Raw genomic sequence first — 17,432 nt, forward strand, 5'->3', positions numbered from 1 at the left:
AGGAGTTCCCATGGAGATTCTGAAGCAACCGCAGACGAGCAAGGCTCCCGCAGACTGGTTCACCGGTGACGTCTGGTGGGACGTCATCTACGCAGGTCAAGAACCGTCACGCATGCGCGCCAACATGGTTCGCTTTGCGCCGTGCTCACGCACAGACTGGCACTCCCACGCGCTGGGGCAGACCTTGCACATCGTGTCCGGCACCGCCCTCATTCAGGCTCGCGGCGGCGAGATCATCGAGGCCCACCCCGGCGACACCGTCTACACACCACCCGGCGAAGAACATTGGCACGGCGCGGCGCCCGACCACTTCATGACCCACCTCGCATTGTGGGAAGGTCCCGGCGACGGCAGCACGGAAACCACGTGGGGGGACAAGGTCACCGACGAGGAATACAACGCCGCTCGTAGCAATCGCCGGTAAAGTCCGCGCGAATCGAGACCGGAACAGAATTATCAGTTCGTTTTCGGTCTGACTCATGGCACGCTGGCCCCATGGAGCCACTCGAACCGATGCGGCCGGTGAGCGTTCACGCCCCGATTCAGACGTCGACCCCGAGATGGAAATCTGCGGCGGCCATGCTGGGAACGATGTGCGTCTTTGCGTATGCCCTGCTCTCGACTAGAACCGGATCCGGCCCTGTTGTGATGGGAGTTGCCGTCAGCGTTGTCGGCATAGTCCTCTATGCCATGTCGATATCGCGCACTCTCATAGAGAACTCGGGCAAACGCATACCGATGTGGGGCGCCCCTCCGGTGTCTCCGCGCGAGATGGACCTGCTTGCCGGAGTCGGTATGCCGTTGTTTGCAGCCGGCACCTTGACTGCACTCCGGGCGTCGGGAATGAATTGGTCATTTCTCTTCCTCGGGCTGTGCGTGATGGTGTCAGTTCTCGCTTTGATACTTCCTGCCCTCATCCATAATTCACGCGTGAAACGGGCACCGGCAGCCTGAGAACTTCACCGCATTCCGGTATCCCGAAGCGTGATGTTCAACCGGCCGGACATCAATCCGCTGTCCGGATATGCGCTTCCTGCAATTACTTTCGGGACTCCGTGATAAGCAAAGCGTGAGGCACCGCCGAACACGAAAAGGTCGCCGGACTGAAGTTCGATGTCGGTGTACGGCTTATTGCGATTCTCAGTGTTCCCGAACCGAAAGACACAACTCTGGCCGATGCTCAGGGACACGACGGGCGCGTCGCAGCGCTCGTCCTTGTCCTGATGCATTCCCATCCGGGCGCCGTCGTCGTAGAAGTTGATCAGCGCCGTGTCGGGGGTGTAGATCTCACCTGAATCTCCGTATGCCACTCGCACAGCTTTGCGCCCCAACTCGATCAGCCACTCGGGTAGTGCGGCTACAGCCGCACCGTTCACGTCGTCGGCCGTGCGCGTGTATTTGTACGGCTGCCAATGCCAGCCGAGGCACACGGTTTGAACGGACATCTTGTGTCCACCGGGGACCACCGCCGAGCGCATCGGGACCGGGGCGGTTGCCCACCGTCGGCATTCGCTCACGAGCATGCGCTGTTGGTCTACGCCTAGCCAATCCGGAACGTGAACAGCTCCCGGGGCTACCACCATCCGCGGGCGCGGGATCAGGGCGTTCATGATTTCCAGGCTAGTAGGCGACGAGGCATTGACACTCTTCACCTCGACTCGTATCGTAATCAACAGATTGGTTGATAAAGGAGTTGGTTGATAAGTGATCGTGGACCCCGGGGCTGATGATCGTCTCGACAAAGCATTCATGGCACTTGCCGACCCGGTACGACGACGGATCATCGCCCGCCTGAGTACCGGACCCCAAACGGTTAACGAGCTGGCTGAGCCGTTCGAAATCACGAAACAAGCTGTCTCCAAACATATTCAGGTACTCGAGGCAGCGGGGTTGGTCACTCGCAGCCGTGACGCCCAGAGGCGCCCGGTGCACCTGAATGCCGCAGCACTCGAGGCTTTGACAGCCTGGATCGACCGCTATCGACTGGTCCACGAACAACAGTTCCGAAACCTTGATCACCTACTGCACACCACACAGAAGGAGACACAGCCATGAGCACCACCAATCCCGTCACGATCACGGCGCCCGAGGGCGTTCCGTTCATCGACATCACACGCGAATTCGACGCACCCGTGAGTGCCGTGTTCGCGGCTCACTCCGATCCCGAACTGGTCAAGCAATGGCTCGGCCCCAACGGTTACGAGATGGACATCGAGGAATACGACTTTGTCAGCGGTGGTCGATACAAGTACATCCACCGCGATCCAGAGGGTGGCGAGTACAAGTTCAACGGCGTTTTCCACGTTGTTCGTAAGAACGAATTTGCCATCCAGACCTTCGAATACGAGGGCTTTCCCGATGTGGTCAGCATCGAATCCATGACGTTCGAAGATCTGGGCAACGGGCGCACCCGCCTCTCCGGCCACTCCGTATATCCGAGCCTCGAGGCGCGCGACGGCATGATCGAGAGCAATATGGAACGCGGCGTCGTCGAAGGTTACGAGCGCCTGGACAAGATCGTCGCACAGTCCTGATCACCTGTTTGCCCGATCACTCACTGCGAAAGGCACTCTCATGGATTGGACGCTTGAAGTTGTCATAGTTCCGGTCAGCGATCTGGGGCGTTCCATTGCGTTCTATCGCGATCAGGTCGGATTCAATCTCGATCACCACACCGTGAACGAGCACATGACGGTCGCCCAGCTCACGCCACGTGGATCGGGTTGTTCTATCGTCATCGGCAACCTGCCGTCACAAACCGAGATGCCTCCCGGCTCGTTGAAGGGCCTGCAATTGGTTGTGTCCGACGCGGCAGCGGCCAGGCAGGAGCTCATCGACCGGGGCGTCGACGCCAGCGAGGTCACAGTTTTCGACGAGCGTGACGGCGGCACCTTCTTCGGGTTCTCCGATCCTGACGGCAACACCTGGGCGGTTCAGCAACTGAAGGTTCGCGGCGAAAAGCCACTCATTCCGAAGGAGTACCAGGACCGCTTCGGCCAGTAGAAGCAGCCTTCCACACTGCATAGTCCGCGGGCATGCAGACAGCGCAGGGTCGATAGCCGGCCGCAATCGCGGTCGGCTCGTCGGCGAAGAACACCCGACTGGCGACATACCCACCGCGCGCGATTGCCTGGGCCGCCCCGCGACAGTCGAGTCGACCGTAGATCTTCGTTTTCCGGTGTCCACCAAGCACTCCGGGTGCCTGACTCTCGTACGGCTTGTTGTCGGCATCACGGAGGATGTACGTCCTATTCGGCATCATGAAGCACCAATCCCAAGGTTCGACGCGCCCCTGACTTCACGACGCTGACACCGTGCCGCACAGGCGCTCTGGACCAACCGCGCGCTCTGGGAACCGGTCTGTCCCTGGTGGTGAATATCAGGGCATGTCCTTGCTCGAGCACTATGACGGTTCCCTTGGACTGGGCGCGCGGCCGCTGCTCCACGATCATGAATTCACCGCCCGTGTAATCGATGTGCGGCTTGTCCAGCCCGATCACCACTTGCATCGGAAATACCAACTCGCCGTACAGGTCCCGGTGCAGCGCATTCCAGTCACCAGGGCCGTAGGACAGCAGAATCGGCGTCGGACGCTGTTGGCCGCCGTCATGACACAACTCGATCCATTCGTCGAAGGTATCCGGCCAGGGCGCGTGATCCCCCAGGTTGAAAGCCCACTCACGCGCAACAGGCAGAAGCTGCCGGTAGAAGGCGGCTCGCATGACCGTGATCGGGTCCGGTACCGGATCACGAAAGTATCGGTACTCCCCTTGCCCGAATCGGTACCTGGCCATGTCGATCGTGCTCCGAAATCGGCCCACCTCCGCGTACCAGGACGCAATTTCCTTGCATTCCGACTCGTCGAGCAACGGTCCCGTCTGCGCACACCCGCTCGTGTTGATTCCCTCGATCAGCGCAGGCCAATCGAGGGAATCAACACGAGCGGGCAAATCGGTGAACTGGTCCATACGAAGTAGACGATGCTGCGCGCAGAAACGTGAGAACGGCCCCTGCTGTACGTAGGCTGAGGCATTGCCCGCATTCGACAAGTTAGTGTGACTCGGCATACTGACTAAAGTCGAACGTTGAACAAGGGAGAGCCGTGCCGGACCACACACGACGTCCAGTCGGTCCCTACTCTTCAGGGGTGCCCGTAGGCGCTCTCGACGTACGTATGCCTGACCTGGAACGATTCGGCCTCCCTCAGCTGTGGCGATCGGCAGTCATCGCGGTGGTGTTGTCCACGTCGATCATGCTTGCCCTGATCGTGTGGCCGTTCCGCAGACGCGGACGCACCATCGCTGACGCGGCTTCCGACGGCTTGGTGGACGGCTTCATCACCCTTGGCCCGACGTTCGTGAAGCTCGGTCAACTGGTTGCGTCGTCGTCGGGTATTTTCCCGGCACCACTGGCCAATGCGTGCCTTCGGTGCCTTGACGACGTGCCACCTTTCCCAGCGCAGCAGGCTCGCAGCGTCGTGGAAGCCGACCTCGGATACTCGATCTCCGAACTGTTCGCGACGTTCGACGATCAGCCGCTGGCGGCTGCATCGGTGGCGCAAGTGCATGCGTGCGTCCTGCACGACGGACGTGAAGCCGTCATCAAAATTCAGCGGCCGGGTATTTACGCCCGCATGCTCATCGATCTCCGGGCCGCATATCGAGGCGCGAGAATTCTGGAGAAGTTCGTCGAATTCCTACGGATAGCCAACGCCACGGCCATTATCCGCGACCTGCACACTGCCACGATGACGGAACTGAACAGTGCCGTCGAAGCCGATCGACAGACAACGTTCCGGAACAACATCGGCGCTTTCGGCGACAACACGGGCGTGACGACGCCCGAGGTGTACTGGGATTACTGCGGGCCTCGAGTGATCTGCATGGAGCGAATGCGGGGTGTCCCTCTCGATCGTTTTGTCGCGAGTCCGGACGGCGTCGACGAAGCCCGGATGCTGATTCGGCGAGGCGTGAAGGTTTGGCTCGAATCCGTCATTGTTCACGGGCCATTTCACGGTGATGTTCACGCTGGAAATCTCTGGGTCCTCGATGACGGTCGAATCGCGATGCTCGATTTCGGAATTGTCGGAATTCTCCCCGAAACGTGGCGAACAATTCTCACCGACATGTTTCGCGCGACATTGATCGACGGAGACTTCGCCCGTGTCGCGCGCGGTATCCGCGCCTTGGGATACGCCACCGACTACGAGGTGGACGACGACCAACTCGGTCTGCAGGTAGCCACGGCATTAGCGCCAATTCTGGGCCGAGACCTGGGAGAACTCAAGTTGAGTGAACTCATCATGACGCTGATCCAGCTAGGCAGACAATGGGGTGTGGCCAGCCCCGAGGAATTGGTTCTGTTCGGCAAGCAGCTCGGCTATTTCGAGCGTTATGCCACCGCGCTCGCACCGGGCTGGGTTATCGGTCAGGACCTTTACCTTTTCAAGAATATGTTTCCCGACGAAGTCACGGCCAAGGCGCACAATTTGGGAATCACCCTTCCGGAATAAATCTGCCTAACTTAACTACTACGACAATCCAGGCGCGGGGATTAATCTGAAGCAACCCCCTGCGCTAGGAGCACGCCGTGCAAGCAGCACCCGCCATCATTGCCGAGCAGAAGTCCGCAGACAACCGAATCAGCGGAACGACCCCTGCAACCACCATCGGCACGCTCATCACGTCCTTCGACAGTTCCATCATCGAGTTACTCGTCAGCCCAGGTGGGCTCGACGTCGAGATTCGATCAATGACACTCCTCGAAGACTCCGACATCGACGGCACGGAATCCCCGGGCGCACTGTCCGACGTGTATCTGCCGGTCGGAGTTCCGATTGATTCGGTGATCAAGTGGCTGGTCGCGTCGGAGCACAAGCCGAAGCTGATGCTCGTCAAGAATGCCGTCAACGAAAGCGCATTGCGGGCGGCTGCGGAAAAGTCGGGAATCGCGCTCGCGTCCGTTCACCCGCAGGCCAGCTCCGGTCATATCTACTCGCTGATACAGCAGTTGCTCATCAAGAACACCTACCGCCGTCGTGCAACCGCTCAGGGTTCTGGGCTTGACCCCACTGGCGATTCCGACTTGTTCGCGCTCTCCGAGACAGTCGCAGAACTGACCGGCGGTTTGGTCACGATCAACGACAATGCCCAGCACATCCTTGCCCATTCCACCGGACACGAGAATGAGGACGAATTACACCAACGGTCGGTGCTCGGCCGCGAATGGCCGAGTGGCTACAGCGAATGGCTGCAGAAGCGAGGCACATTCGAACATCTACGACGCTCGGACGAGGTCATCGACATCCCGGCCGCACCGGAGTTCGGCGCCGCACACCGGCTGGCCGTCAGCATTCGGCGCCGCGGCACAAGCGTCGCTACCTCCGGCGTGCACCAGCAGCATCTCGGAACCATCTGGGTCCAGACTGCGGGAACACCACTTCACGACGGTTCCGACGAGGTGCTTCGCGGCGCAGCAGAAGTGGCCTCACGCATCGTGATCCGGATACTCGACGCGTCCCGCCGGGAGAGCGCCCAGATCCAGCGACTGTTCGGCGCCCTTGGCGGCGGAGTCGATATCACTTCCTTGGCGGATTCACTCTCACTATCCCTCGACGGACCGGCCGCGGTGGTGGGATTTGCGACCACCGAGCAGACGCCGGCCGAGTTGCGGCGGATGACGAACTCACTGCGCCTGCACGCCAGCGCTTTCCGACGTGACGCCGTCACCACGGCGATAGTCGACCGGATATACGTGCTCTTCCCTCGCGCAGAAGACGAATCGCCGATCAGCGACTGGGCCTCCGACACAGTTCACTACCTGGAGAGTTCGACGGACATCGTCGCGCGGGCTGCGGTCGCAGTGATGATTCCCCGGCTGTCCGGGGTGCCAGAGGCCCGCAGAGAAGTCGACCGGGTACTCGACGCTCCCGGCGACACGCCCTCCCGCGTCACAACTCTGGCTGCCTCCCGCACCGCAGTGCTACTCGGCGAAATCCTCGACCTGATCGGGGACAACGACCGACTGCGCGATCCCCGGGTGGATCGCTTGTTGTCTTACGACGACAAGAACTCGTCGGACATGCAATTCACACTCACGAGCTACCTCGCTGCGTTCGGTGATGTGAAAAAAGCTGCGGCCCTGCTGAAAGTGCACCCCAACACGTTGCGGTACCGCGTCCGTCGCGCTGAGCAGATCATGGGAATCTCGCTCGACGAACCGGACACACGACTACTGACAGAGCTTCAACTAGCACTTGTCAGCCGGGAACCGTCCGAACCCGAACGGCTGACACCCACCCTCTGACGCCCCACCGCTCCGTCCGATCAACGAGACACGTCACGTACCGCGCACCACTTGCGCGGTACATAACACTCGTCAATGAATCGAACGTCTAACTCAGGAGCACCCTTGAGAACTCGCGGAGCCGTCATCCGTCAAGCGCCCGGCAAGTACGAAGTCGTCGACCTCGAACTCGATTCACCTCGCACCAATGAACTGACCGTCAAAATGGTTGCCTCCGGCCTGTGCCATTCCGACGACCACATCGCCAGCGGCGATCACGCAGTAGGCCGCTACCCCATCTGCGGTGGCCACGAAGGTGCAGGCGTTGTGGTCGAGGTCGGCCCGAACACCGAGGGATGGACAGAAGGCGACCACGTCATCTTCTCCTTCCTTGCCGCCTGTGGCCGATGCCGTTGGTGTGCAAGCGGAATTCAGAACCTGTGCGACAACGGCGCAGCAATCATGACGGGTGGTCGTCCCGGCGACGCCGAAAGCTACCGCATGTCGTTGGACGGCGAACCGGTTTCACAGACCTGCGGCCTCTCCACCTTCAGCGAATACACCACGGTCAGCACACTCTCCGCCGTCAAGGTGGACAAGCACCTTCCGCTCGAGACGCTGTGTCTGCTGGGCTGCGGCGTCGGCACCGGTTGGGGTGCAGCCGTCAACTCCGCCCAGGTGTACCCGGGCCAGACCGTGATCGTCATGGGCGTCGGCGGCATCGGAATCAATGCAGTTCAAGGCGCCGCGCACGCCGGCGCCGCGCACATCATTGCGGTGGACCCCGTCGATTTCAAACGCACGAGCTCCCTGAAATTCGGTGCCACACACGCAGTGTCGACGATGGAAGAAGCAACCGATATCGCTCGGTCCTTCACCAACGGCCAGGGTGCCGACTCCGCGATCGTCACGGTCGGCGTGACCACTGGAGACCATGTGGCACAGGCTTTCTCGTCGATTCGCAAGGCCGGAACCTGCGTGGTCACCGGACTGGGCAAGATGACGGACATCGGAATTCCGGTGAGCCTGATGGAACTCACGCTGTACCAGAAGAGAATTCAGGGATCGCTCTTCGGCGCCTCCAACCCGACTGCCGACATCCCGTGGATGATCGATCTCTACACGAGCGGAAAGCTCAACCTCGACGGGTTGATCACCAACCGCTACTCCCTCGATCAGATCAACGACGGCTTTGCCGACATGCATTCCGGCCGGAACCTCCGCGGCGTTATCAACTTCTAGCACACGCTGTCTGGACTCGACCTCAAGTCGAGTCCAGACAGAACTCGCAGCATGACCGGCTACTTGATCGAGGATCCGTGTTGCGTCAACGGCATGACTTCGATGCTCATGTACGGGAACAAGGGGAGATTCCAGAGAATCTCGTGCAGTTCGTCAGCCGACTCGACGTCGAAGATACTGATGTTGCTGAACTGACCCACGATTCGCCACAAATGCACCCACTTGCCCTGGCGCTGAAGGTCTTGCGAGTACGCCTTCTCCGTGGCTACGGTCTCCGCGCGCACCACCGGGTCCAGATCGCGTGGAATGTCGACGTCCATCCGTACGTGAAACAGTGCCATGTTCTTTAATCCTCTAGTTCCTGGTCCAGGTTTTGACGGCGTCCATGTTCAGTTCGACTCCCAGGCCAGGCCCGGAGGGAAGGTGCAACTGACCTTCGGAATACTTCAGGGGTTCCTGGAGCAATTCCTCACTGAAGAGCAACGGTCCGAAAAGCTCTGTTCCGAAGTTGATTCCGGGCTCGGCGCAGGCGAAGTGCAACGAAGCCGCCGTACCGATCGGCCCTTCGATGGACGTCGCACCGTGGCACGCGATACCCGCAGCCTTGGCAATCGCGACGACCTCGCGGCTACGCTGCAACCCACCGCATTTGGTGGTCTTGAGCGCGATGACGTCGGCAGCGCTGCGACGTGCGATTTCCAGAGCGTCGTGCGGCGTCTGCACGCTCTCGTCGGCCATGATCGGAATCGGTAACAGCCAACTGAGTTCTGCGAGAACCTCGATTTGGTCTGCCGGAGTGGGCTGTTCGATCAACTCGACGCCCCCCTCGGCGAGTTTCGGCAGGTACCGCAGCGCAGTGAAGCGATCCCACCGCGCGTTGACGTCGACGCGGACACCGGCATGACCGTCGAGCGCCTGCGCGATCTCGACGATGCGCGCAACATCGACGGCAGGATCAAGTGCGCCCATCTTGAGTTTGAAGCTGAAATTGAGTCGGGCTTCGAGCTTTTCGTGAGCTTCCTCGATGATCTCTGCCGCCGGCGCAGCACCCAGTGCCCATGTGACGTCGACGCTTTCACGGAAGGCCCCGCCGAGCAGCGTGTGCACCGGCACGCCCAGGCTGCGAGCCCAGGCATCGTGCAACGCCACGTCGACGGCAGCCTTCGCGAATCGCGTATTGGCAACAACCTTCTCGATGTCGGCCATGATCGCAGTGATCTGATCGACGCGCCTGCCGACAACTACGGGCGCGATGTACTTCTCGATGATGACCTGCATCGTCTCCACCGATTCGCCGCCCCACCACGGGCCGCCCGGAACGACACCTTCGCCGTAACCGATCACTCCGTCGGACGTGCGGATCGCGACCAGCAACAACGGCTGCGCCGTCATCGACGTGGTGGCGAACTTGTGGGGGCGAACCAGCGGGACGTCGAGGATGGACGTCTCGATGGAGACGATCGACAGGTCTGTCATCAAATCACTTTCTTTCGAACAGTTGTGGATCAGGCCGGGTCGAGCACGAAGTCGTACGTGACCCGGTTGATTCCATCGGCACCCGGCTTCGGATCGAGAATCAGTTCGGGCTTCGTGGCGGTTGCCACGTCGTTCTCGATCCACTCACCGTCCTTGAAATAGAGCTGCGTAGTGATCGTGCGCTTGCCGGGAGCCTTCACCATGAGGTGCAGGTGAGCCGGACGCCACGGGTGCCAGCCGGCCTTCTCGATGAACCATCCGGTGGGGCCGTCGGTCGGAATCTGGTACGGCGCAGGCTGAATCGTGGTGATCTCGAACCGTCCCTCCCCGTCGGTCACGATCGTTCCGCGGAGGTTCCCGTCGGGGATGTGCGGCGCGAAATGGGAGTAGTAGCCCTCGTCGTCCGCATGCCACAGCTCGACGGTGGCCCCGTCCAACCCGTTGCCGTCGAGGTCACGGACCTGCCCCTCGAAGACCAGCTTCGATCCAACCTCGTTGTCACGCATGGGAAGTTCGCACTTAGCCGCCAATGTCTTGGCGTCGGCCACGTAGTACGGTCCCTCGATGCTGCCCTTCGTACCGCTCTGGCCGCGGTACGCAACCTCTTCGACGTTGTGCTCGAGGAAGACGTCCAGCCACAGCGGCCATTCACCGAACTGGCCGATGTCAATCAGCCACTGCTTGAGAACCCGATACTCGGGGTAGGTGACACCATGCTTGTCGATGACGCCGGCAAGTGCTTCGAGGACGTCCTTGGCGATGGCCGAGACACGCTCGGGCGGGGTGTCCGCACTGACTCGTTCCTGGAGGAACTTGTCGGTGGCGGCGGTGCCCGAACCTACTGCGGTGGGGCTCTCGGAAGTGGTCATGTGGTCCTCCTCGGGGCCGTGTATGGCTGTTACCGGGTGGGCGCCGTACTGCTGGGCTGAGTCGGCTTCCCAAGTCTGGTTGTACGCTCTGCGTACATCTGTTACGCTGTGCGTACGCTTGTACTGTGCGCCCAATCACAGACCTTTGTCAACCTTCGGGCGTACTACGTCGACATAACCGCAGCTGAAGGGCTATCCCTTGACCGAGAACGATCGCGATTACATCCAGAGCATCGAGCGTGGATTTGCGGTACTGACGGCATTCGACGAGAAGAATCCCAATCCGTCGCTCGCCGATCTTGCCGCTGAAACAGGGCTCTCCCGCCCTGCCGTGCGGCGCATCCTCCTCACCCTTCAAAAGCTCGGGTACGTCACCGGCAACAACAGTCGGTGGTCGCTCACCCCTCGCGTTCTGAGCATCGGACAGCACTATTCGGCGTCACACGCCCTGACGGAGGCGGCACTCCCCCGCCTGCTGGAGATCGCAGAACACACTCACGAGTCGGCGTCACTGGGCGTGCTAGACGGCGTCGACGTGGTCTACGCCGCCCGTGTACCCGTCCGCCGGATCATGAGCATCAACGTCAGCGTCGGCACCCGAGTGCCTGCATATGCCACCTCCATGGGCCGCGCCCTGCTCGCATGGGCGCCAACCGACATCGTTGACAACGTCATCGCAAACTCCACGTTCGACGCCCTCACACCCACCACGATCACCGACGAAGGCGCATTCCACACCGCGCTTCGTGTTGTGCGCGAACAGGGCTACGCCCTCACCTCCGAGGAACTCGAAGACGGTTTGATCTCCCTCGCCGCCCCCGTCCGCGATGCCGGCGGAAGCGTCGTCGGCGTGACAGCGTGTTCAACCTCGGCGGGACGAACTACCCCGGAAGCCTTCCGCACCGACGTCGCACCTTTCCTCATGGAGAAGGCAAATCAACTCAGCGCAGACATGGGATACCGGAGCTAACTTCTCAATACTTCAGAAGGCAACAGACCGTACTTACGCCGGAATGACGACGCAAACCGTCCGGTGTGCGTAAAACCCCATCTCACAGCAACATCGGTGACCGTCGTCGAGTCGTCGGCATCGCGCAGATCTGCGTGGACCCGTTCGAGACGGATGTCGAGCAGGCATTCCGACGGGCTCCGGCCCACGTACTGCCGAAATCCTTCCTGCAATCTCCGTACGCTGACGCCCGCCACTTCGGCCATCTCCGCTGCGGTCCACACCCTGGCCGGGTCGTCGTGCATCTCGTCGAGTACGCGCTTGACGATGCGCGGCCTGGCGTGTCGCACCGCATCCTCACTTTCGGGCATCGCGGCAAGGACAAACGCCGAGATCACAGCGCCGGAGAGCTGGCCTGCCACCAGTTCGTTGTGCAGCACTCCAACCGGGCCGAGGATCTGATCCGACAGTGAGCGAACAAATTTCAGCCATCTAGCTCCGTCGTCTCCCCGAAGATCCACCTGATCAGGCAAGTGCATTCCGGGCCGGCCGAGTACCTTCTCCATCTCGCGGTCGAGGTATTCGCGGTCCATCCGGACTCCGACAATCTCGCAGTCCGCGCTCCACCGCGTGATTCTTGTGGTGATGTCGGGTGGACACACCGTCGCCACACCCTCCGTCGAGAGCACGTGCGATCCCGCGAACACCGACTCGAGCTCGCCTGAGAGCGGGATGTTCACCCCGTAGGCACCGGGATGATCGGATTCGACTGCGACGTCTGCGCCCCATCGAATATGAGCGATCCGCAGCGGACCCAACTCAGCGGTGCACACCCCGACTCCACTGGCCGCGTGCCGTGACAACGGCGTCAGCGTGTGCGGGAAGTAGGCATCCGACACCGCATGACATGCCTCGTCCCAGTCCCGCGGAGCTGTACCGATCATGGAATCGACCATCGTCCTTCACCTTCCCAACCCGTGACCAGCCACATTGCCGAGCATGGGCGCTGAACATCATTGAACACTGTGTCCCCGGTCACCTCCAAGGAAAAACGGGTACCGGTCGTGATCGGGTGCGCAATCCGGATAGACACCGCGCTGTACGGATCGACCGAAGGCCGCGCTCGCCGTACGTTCGTCTTCACTCCCGGCGCGAGTCGTCTGCTACTTCCGCCTCCCGCACTTCGCGGCACTCTCACTCACCAGCCATCCGACAAGGAGGTCCGGTCATGGAACAAAATCAGCTTCGAGGCATCTTCGGCCAATTCGCCAGCGGCGTCACCGTCATCACCTGCAGCAACGCCGACGGTCAGCCACACGGGGCCACGGTCACCGCATTCACGGCAATCTCCCTGGAACCACGCTTGTGCCAGATAACGATGACGCGAAAGTCCAAGGCGTGCGGCTACCTCGGCAACGCGCCGTTTGCCGTGAACATCCTTGCCTCCGACCAAGTAGACACGGCCATGCATTTTGCGGGCCGGCCACAGCGCACCGAGCCGCGATGGATCGACGGACCGACCGCTCCCCTGCTCGACGGCGCCGCAGCAACCATCTCGTGCATCCCGTGGAAGGAGTACGACGGCGGTGATCACATCATCTTCATCGGCGAGATCGTGGACGCACAGTCCAGCGGCAAGGATCCACTCCTCTTCTACCGAAGCACTTTTCACGATCTAGGCGCTACCTCGTCGACCACCGTCTGGAACGGCAGTCAGGACGACCCGCACAGCGGGTGGTTCGACGCCACCACTTCCTTCACTCCGATTCATCTTCAGCCCGCACCTCAAACGATCTGAAAGGCTTTGCCATGACGACCACCGAAATTCCTCCCACCGGCGTCGACCCCGCAGATTCCGGAGCGCCACAGGCCAATCCGGCCGCCGATTGCGAAGCCAACCGCACGAAGAACTTCGCCACCCGGCCGATGACCGGCGACGAGTACATCTCGAGCCTGCAGGACGGTCGCGAGATCTGGCTCCACGGAGATCGTGTCAAGGACGTCACGACGCATCCCGCTTTCCGGAATCCGATCCGTATGACCGCAAGGCTGTACGACGCTCTGCACACCGGCGAGCACGTGGACGCCCTGACTGTTCCGACCGACACGGGCAACGGCGGTGTCACCATGCCGTTCTTCCGCACCCCGACGTCGTCGGCTGATCTGCTCAAAGAGCGCGACGCCATCGCGACGTGGGCTCGTATGACCTACGGCTGGATGGGCCGCTCCCCCGACTACAAGGCAAGTTTCCTGGGAACCCTCCACGCCAACAAGGAGTTGTACGCACCGTTCCAGGACAACGCCGAGCGCTGGTACCGCGAATCGCAGGAGAAGGTTCTGTACTGGAACCACGCGATCATCAATCCCCCTGTGGATCGCCAACTTCCACCGGACGAGGTCGGCGACGTCTTCATGAAGGTGGAGAAGGAAACCGACGCCGGTTTGATCGTCAGCGGCGCCAAGGTGGTCGCCACCGGGTCGGCGATCACCAACTACAACTTCATCGCTCACTACGGTCTGCCGATCAAGAAGAAGCAGTTCGCCCTGATCTGCACGGTACCGATGGACGCCCCGGGCGTGAAACTGATCTGCCGCACCTCGTACACCGAACATGCTGCGGTGATGGGCAGTCCGTTCGACTACCCGCTGTCGAGCCGCATGGATGAGAACGACACCATCTTCGTCTTCGACAAGGTGCTGGTGCCGTGGGAGAACGTCTTCATGTACGGCGACGTCGACCGGATCAACGCATTCTTCCCTCAGTCGGGGTTCCTGCCGCGCTTCACCTTTCAGGGCTGCACTCGGCTGGCCGTAAAGCTCGACTTCATCGCCGGCCTGTTGATGAAGGCACTCGAAGCCACCGGCGCCGGTGGCTTCCGCGGAGTCCAGACCCGTGTCGGCGAAGTGATCGGGTGGCGAAACCTCTTCTGGTCGTTGACCGAATCGATGGCACGCGATCCCGAACAGTGGGTCGGGGATTCGGTGATACCGAAGCTCGAGTACGGCCTCACCTATCGGATGTTCATGATCCAGGGATACCCCCGGATCAAGGAGATCATCGAACAGGACGTCGCGTCGGGCCTGATCTACCTGCCGTCGAGTTCACTCGACTTCAAGAGCCCGGACGTGCGCCCCTACCTCGACAAGTACGTTCGAGGTTCCGACGGGATCACCGCCGTCGACCGCGTCAAAGTCATGAAGGCTCTGTGGGATTCGATCGGTACCGAGTTCGGCGGCCGGCACGAGCTGTACGAGCGGAATTACTCGGGTAACCACGAGAACGTCAAGGCGGAACTCCTCTTCGCCGCGCAGAATCGTGGGCACGCCAGTTCCATGAAAGGCCTGGCGGAACAGTGCCTGAGTGAATACGACCTCGACGGCTGGACGGTTCCGGACTTGATCGGCAACGACGACGTCTCCTTCTTCAAGAACCGGTAACTCCCGCCACCGTCAGGGCGGACTCGCGGTGCCGAGTCCGCCCTGACGGCAGGACCACGTTCACGAACACCATGCCCTGGGTCAGGACTAGGCATATGCCTAGTGTGACCCGCAACACAGAATGTCAAGGTGAATCCAGTACCGGACACAGCCCCGTCCGGAAAGCAGGCCCCAAGCAGATACCGACAGCCCTCGGTAATCGCAGCTGGTCGCCTAGTCGAGCTGGAGGACCCCATGACAGATATGTTGGACGCTGCTCAGAGCACAGACAAATACGCGAAAATGCGCGCTGCCCTCGACGACGCTCTCGTCGAGGACCCGGAGACCGGCCGCTACCAGGTACGGCGCAGCGTCTTCACGGACGAGCAGCTGTTCGACCTCGAGATGACCCACATTTTCGAGGGCAATTGGATCTACCTCGCGCACGAGAGTCAGATCCCCAACGTCGGCGACTACTTCACCACCTACATGGGCCGTCAGCCCATCGTCATCACCCGAAACAAGGATGGCGAACTCGGCGCACTGATCAATGCCTGCAGCCACCGCGGCGCGATGCTCTGCCGCCGCAAGACAGATAACCGAACCACCTTCACCTGCCCGTTCCACGGATGGACGTTCAACAACAGTGGAAAGCTCCTCAAGGCCAAGGATGCTCGGACCGGCGGCTACCCGGAACAGTTCAACAAGGACGGCTCACACGACCTGACCAAGGTCGCACGATTCGAAAATTATCGAGGGTTCCTCTTCGGCAGCCTCAATCCCGACGTCCTGCCCCTCGAAGAACATCTCGGTGACACCACGAAGGTGATCGACATGATCGTCGACCAGTCACCCGACGGACTCGAAGTGCTGCGCGGCGCCTCCACCTACACGTACGACGGCAACTGGAAGTTGCAGACCGAGAACGGCGCTGACGGCTACCACGTGTCCTCGACGCACTGGAACTACGCCGCCACCACAGCCCGCCGCACGGCCGGAGAATCGGCCAACGAAACCAAGGCGATGGACGCCGGTACCTGGGGTAAGCAGGGCGGCGGATACTTCTCCTACGACTACGGACACCTCCTTCTGTGGATGTGGTGGGGCAATCCCGAAGACCGCCCACTGTTCGAGCGTAAAGCGGAGCTGGAGGCTCAGTTCGGTTCCAAGAAGGCCGAATTCATGGTTGGTGCGTCAAGGAACCTCTGCCTCTATCCGAACGTCTACCTCATGGATCAGTTCAGCAGTCAGATCCGGCACTTCCGCCCGATCTCTGTTGACCAGACCGAAGTCACGATCTACTGCATCGCGCCCAAGGGCGAAAGTGCCGCAGCCCGAAGCAACCGCATCCGTCAGTACGAGGACTTCTTCAATGCAAGCGGCATGGCCACCCCGGACGACCTCGAAGAGTTCCGGTCCTGCCAGAAGACCTATCAGGCCGCCGGTGCGCCGTGGAATGATCTGAGCCGTGGTGTGACACACCAAATTTCCGGACCCAATGACGTTGCCAAGGACCTAGGCATGGACCGCGTTCTCTCCAGCGGATCCAAGACCGAGGACGAAGGCCTGTACCCGATTCAGCACGGCTACTGGCGCGACGCCATGATCGCCGCGGTCGATGCCGAACAAGCCGCTTCTGCCCGGACCAACTGAGGATCTCGATCACCATGACACTAGCAACCGCCAATGCCGTCACCCTCGAATCCGTGCAGCAGTTCCTCTACCGCGAAGCCCGCTATCTCGACGATCGTGAATTCGAGAAGTGGATCGAGTGCTACCACCCCGATTCCGAGTACTGGATGCCCGCCTGGGCCGACGACGGTGAACTGACTACCGATCCGCAGGCGGAAATCTCATTGATCTACTACCCCAACCGGGGCGGCATCGAAGATCGCGTATTTCGCATCCGCACCGATCGTTCCAGCGCGACAAGTCTTCCCGAGCCCCGCACCGGCCACAACATCACCAACGTGGAAGTGGTCGAAGAGCGCGGCTCCGTGGTTGACGTCCGCTTCAACTGGTTCACGCTGTACTTCCGTTACAACACCGTCGACACCTACTTCGGCACCTCGCATTACACGATCGATTTCTCGGGCGAGCAGCCGTTGATCCTGAAGAAGAAGGTAGTCCTCAAGAACGACTACATCCATCATGTTGTCGACATCTATCACTTCTGACGTTTACGATCGAATCGA

The 17,432-nt window shown here is 60.9% G+C and carries 20 protein-coding genes; 13 read left to right on the forward strand and 7 right to left on the reverse strand.

Features of this window, described 5'->3' with window-relative positions; all coding sequences use genetic code 11:
- Positions 1–10: 10 nt before the first annotated feature.
- A complete protein-coding gene (locus R4P64_RS01205) occupies positions 11–424 on the forward strand; it encodes a cupin domain-containing protein (protein WP_317818933.1) in 414 nt (137 codons plus the stop codon).
- Positions 425–495: 71 nt separating this feature from the next.
- Positions 496–954 (forward strand): hypothetical protein, encoded by a 459-nt coding sequence (locus R4P64_RS01210; RefSeq protein ID WP_317818934.1) that lies wholly within the window; start codon positions 496–498, stop codon positions 952–954.
- 5 nt (positions 955–959) lie between these two features.
- Here R4P64_RS01210 and R4P64_RS01215 read toward each other — a convergent pair whose 3' ends face one another.
- The gene (locus R4P64_RS01215; protein WP_172937049.1) at positions 960–1,610 is read right to left on the reverse strand and encodes an alpha-ketoglutarate-dependent dioxygenase AlkB family protein; all 651 of its coding nucleotides are present in this window, start codon (positions 1,608–1,610) and stop codon (positions 960–962) included.
- Between the two features lie 94 nt (positions 1,611–1,704).
- Here R4P64_RS01215 and R4P64_RS01220 point away from each other — a divergent pair, with 94 nt between their 5' ends.
- Genes R4P64_RS01220 through R4P64_RS01230 form a run of 3 tightly spaced genes read left to right on the forward strand, consistent with a single transcriptional unit; the run spans position 1,705 to position 3,003 of the window.
- Positions 1,705–2,055, forward strand: coding sequence for an ArsR/SmtB family transcription factor (locus tag R4P64_RS01220; RefSeq protein ID WP_033233572.1), 351 nt, complete (start codon positions 1,705–1,707; stop codon positions 2,053–2,055).
- Positions 2,052–2,534, forward strand: a complete 483-nt coding sequence (locus tag R4P64_RS01225) for an SRPBCC family protein (RefSeq protein ID WP_033233574.1) — start codon at positions 2,052–2,054, stop codon at positions 2,532–2,534. Before R4P64_RS01220 ends, R4P64_RS01225 begins: the two co-directional genes overlap by 4 nt.
- 40 nt (positions 2,535–2,574) lie before the next feature.
- Positions 2,575–3,003, forward strand: a complete 429-nt coding sequence (locus R4P64_RS01230) for a VOC family protein (protein ID WP_095887306.1) — start codon at positions 2,575–2,577, stop codon at positions 3,001–3,003.
- Here R4P64_RS01230 and R4P64_RS01235 read toward each other — a convergent pair.
- Complete coding sequence (locus R4P64_RS01235; protein WP_317819725.1) at positions 2,966–3,259, reverse strand: Ada metal-binding domain-containing protein; 294 nt, start codon at positions 3,257–3,259, stop codon at positions 2,966–2,968. The genes R4P64_RS01230 and R4P64_RS01235 overlap by 38 nt on opposite strands.
- Positions 3,249–3,968 (reverse strand): 2OG-Fe(II) oxygenase, encoded by a 720-nt coding sequence (locus R4P64_RS01240; protein ID WP_317819727.1) that lies wholly within the window; start codon positions 3,966–3,968, stop codon positions 3,249–3,251. The genes R4P64_RS01235 and R4P64_RS01240 overlap by 11 nt, the downstream gene beginning before the upstream one ends.
- 206 nt (positions 3,969–4,174) lie before the next feature.
- Here R4P64_RS01240 and R4P64_RS01245 point away from each other — a divergent pair, with 206 nt between their 5' ends.
- From R4P64_RS01245 to R4P64_RS01255, 3 genes are all read left to right on the forward strand, one after another.
- Positions 4,175–5,512, forward strand: a complete 1,338-nt coding sequence (locus tag R4P64_RS01245; RefSeq protein ID WP_411742636.1) for an ABC1 kinase family protein — start codon at positions 4,175–4,177, stop codon at positions 5,510–5,512.
- A gap of 77 nt (positions 5,513–5,589) precedes the next feature.
- Positions 5,590–7,305 carry a PucR family transcriptional regulator gene (locus R4P64_RS01250; protein WP_317818937.1) on the forward strand — a complete coding sequence of 572 codons (1,716 nt, stop codon included), beginning with the start codon at positions 5,590–5,592 and terminating at the stop codon, positions 7,303–7,305.
- Positions 7,306–7,410: 105 nt separating this feature from the next.
- Positions 7,411–8,526, forward strand: a complete 1,116-nt coding sequence (locus R4P64_RS01255; protein ID WP_317818938.1) for an NDMA-dependent alcohol dehydrogenase — start codon at positions 7,411–7,413, stop codon at positions 8,524–8,526.
- A gap of 59 nt (positions 8,527–8,585) precedes the next feature.
- Here R4P64_RS01255 and catC read toward each other — a convergent pair whose 3' ends face one another.
- Genes catC through catA form a run of 3 tightly spaced genes read right to left on the reverse strand, consistent with a single transcriptional unit; the run spans position 8,586 to position 10,871 of the window.
- A complete protein-coding gene (gene catC / locus R4P64_RS01260; protein ID WP_045065374.1) occupies positions 8,586–8,867 on the reverse strand; it encodes a muconolactone Delta-isomerase in 282 nt (93 codons plus the stop codon).
- 13 nt (positions 8,868–8,880) lie between these two features.
- On the reverse strand, positions 8,881–10,002 hold the full coding sequence (locus R4P64_RS01265) for a muconate/chloromuconate family cycloisomerase (RefSeq protein WP_317818939.1): 1,122 nt from the start codon (positions 10,000–10,002) through the stop codon (positions 8,881–8,883).
- A gap of 29 nt (positions 10,003–10,031) precedes the next feature.
- Complete coding sequence (catA, locus tag R4P64_RS01270; protein WP_141486796.1) at positions 10,032–10,871, reverse strand: catechol 1,2-dioxygenase; 840 nt, start codon at positions 10,869–10,871, stop codon at positions 10,032–10,034.
- Positions 10,872–11,070: 199 nt separating this feature from the next.
- Between catA and R4P64_RS01275 the strand changes: the two genes are divergently transcribed.
- Positions 11,071–11,841, forward strand: a complete 771-nt coding sequence (locus R4P64_RS01275) for an IclR family transcriptional regulator (RefSeq protein WP_317818940.1) — start codon at positions 11,071–11,073, stop codon at positions 11,839–11,841.
- Here the strand turns inward: R4P64_RS01275 and R4P64_RS01280 are convergent.
- On the reverse strand, positions 11,838–12,776 hold the full coding sequence (locus tag R4P64_RS01280) for an AraC family transcriptional regulator (protein ID WP_233365842.1): 939 nt from the start codon (positions 12,774–12,776) through the stop codon (positions 11,838–11,840). The two genes, R4P64_RS01275 and R4P64_RS01280, sit on opposite strands and share 4 nt — an antisense overlap.
- A gap of 272 nt (positions 12,777–13,048) precedes the next feature.
- On the opposite strand from R4P64_RS01280, the gene R4P64_RS01285 reads away from it, so the two are divergent.
- The 4 genes from R4P64_RS01285 to benB all read left to right on the forward strand — a co-directional run bounded on the left by R4P64_RS01285 (position 13,049) and on the right by benB (position 17,414).
- The gene (locus tag R4P64_RS01285) at positions 13,049–13,618 is read left to right on the forward strand and encodes a flavin reductase family protein (RefSeq protein ID WP_317818942.1); all 570 of its coding nucleotides are present in this window, start codon (positions 13,049–13,051) and stop codon (positions 13,616–13,618) included.
- An 11-nt stretch (positions 13,619–13,629) separates the two neighbouring features.
- A complete protein-coding gene (locus R4P64_RS01290; protein ID WP_033233584.1) occupies positions 13,630–15,258 on the forward strand; it encodes a 4-hydroxyphenylacetate 3-hydroxylase family protein in 1,629 nt (542 codons plus the stop codon).
- Between the two features lie 234 nt (positions 15,259–15,492).
- Positions 15,493–16,890 carry a benzoate 1,2-dioxygenase large subunit gene (benA, locus tag R4P64_RS01295; protein ID WP_095887312.1) on the forward strand — a complete coding sequence of 466 codons (1,398 nt, stop codon included), beginning with the start codon at positions 15,493–15,495 and terminating at the stop codon, positions 16,888–16,890.
- 14 nt (positions 16,891–16,904) lie between these two features.
- Positions 16,905–17,414 (forward strand): benzoate 1,2-dioxygenase small subunit, encoded by a 510-nt coding sequence (gene benB / locus R4P64_RS01300; protein ID WP_219110303.1) that lies wholly within the window; start codon positions 16,905–16,907, stop codon positions 17,412–17,414.
- Positions 17,415–17,432 lie beyond the last annotated feature (18 nt).

It is taken from the genome of Rhodococcus sp. IEGM 1366 (assembly GCF_033142425.1).
GTDB lineage: Bacteria > Actinomycetota > Actinomycetes > Mycobacteriales > Mycobacteriaceae > Rhodococcus_F > Rhodococcus_F globerula.

What these genes read in the sequence shown, in the direction of transcription:
- R4P64_RS01205 (WP_317818933.1), top strand. Translation starts at nt 11, where the DNA reads ATGGAGATTCTGAAGCAACCGCAGACGAGCAAGGCTCCCGCAGACTGG.
- R4P64_RS01210 (WP_317818934.1), top strand. Translation starts at nt 496, where the DNA reads ATGGAGCCACTCGAACCGATGCGGCCGGTGAGCGTTCACGCCCCGATT.
- R4P64_RS01215 (WP_172937049.1), bottom strand. Translation starts at nt 1,610, where the DNA reads ATGAACGCCCTGATCCCGCGCCCGCGGATGGTGGTAGCCCCGGGAGCT.
- R4P64_RS01225 (WP_033233574.1), top strand. Translation starts at nt 2,052, where the DNA reads ATGAGCACCACCAATCCCGTCACGATCACGGCGCCCGAGGGCGTTCCG.
- R4P64_RS01230 (WP_095887306.1), top strand. Translation starts at nt 2,575, where the DNA reads ATGGATTGGACGCTTGAAGTTGTCATAGTTCCGGTCAGCGATCTGGGG.
- R4P64_RS01235 (WP_317819725.1), bottom strand. Translation starts at nt 3,259, where the DNA reads ATGCCGAATAGGACGTACATCCTCCGTGATGCCGACAACAAGCCGTAC.
- R4P64_RS01240 (WP_317819727.1), bottom strand. Translation starts at nt 3,968, where the DNA reads ATGGACCAGTTCACCGATTTGCCCGCTCGTGTTGATTCCCTCGATTGG.
- R4P64_RS01245 (WP_411742636.1), top strand. Translation starts at nt 4,175, where the DNA reads ATGCCTGACCTGGAACGATTCGGCCTCCCTCAGCTGTGGCGATCGGCA.
- catC (WP_045065374.1), bottom strand. Translation starts at nt 8,867, where the DNA reads ATGGCACTGTTTCACGTACGGATGGACGTCGACATTCCACGCGATCTG.
- R4P64_RS01265 (WP_317818939.1), bottom strand. Translation starts at nt 10,002, where the DNA reads ATGACAGACCTGTCGATCGTCTCCATCGAGACGTCCATCCTCGACGTC.
- catA (WP_141486796.1), bottom strand. Translation starts at nt 10,871, where the DNA reads ATGACCACTTCCGAGAGCCCCACCGCAGTAGGTTCGGGCACCGCCGCC.
- R4P64_RS01280 (WP_233365842.1), bottom strand. Translation starts at nt 12,776, where the DNA reads ATGGTCGATTCCATGATCGGTACAGCTCCGCGGGACTGGGACGAGGCA.
- R4P64_RS01285 (WP_317818942.1), top strand. Translation starts at nt 13,049, where the DNA reads ATGGAACAAAATCAGCTTCGAGGCATCTTCGGCCAATTCGCCAGCGGC.
- R4P64_RS01290 (WP_033233584.1), top strand. Translation starts at nt 13,630, where the DNA reads ATGACGACCACCGAAATTCCTCCCACCGGCGTCGACCCCGCAGATTCC.
- benA (WP_095887312.1), top strand. Translation starts at nt 15,493, where the DNA reads ATGACAGATATGTTGGACGCTGCTCAGAGCACAGACAAATACGCGAAA.
- benB (WP_219110303.1), top strand. Translation starts at nt 16,905, where the DNA reads ATGACACTAGCAACCGCCAATGCCGTCACCCTCGAATCCGTGCAGCAG.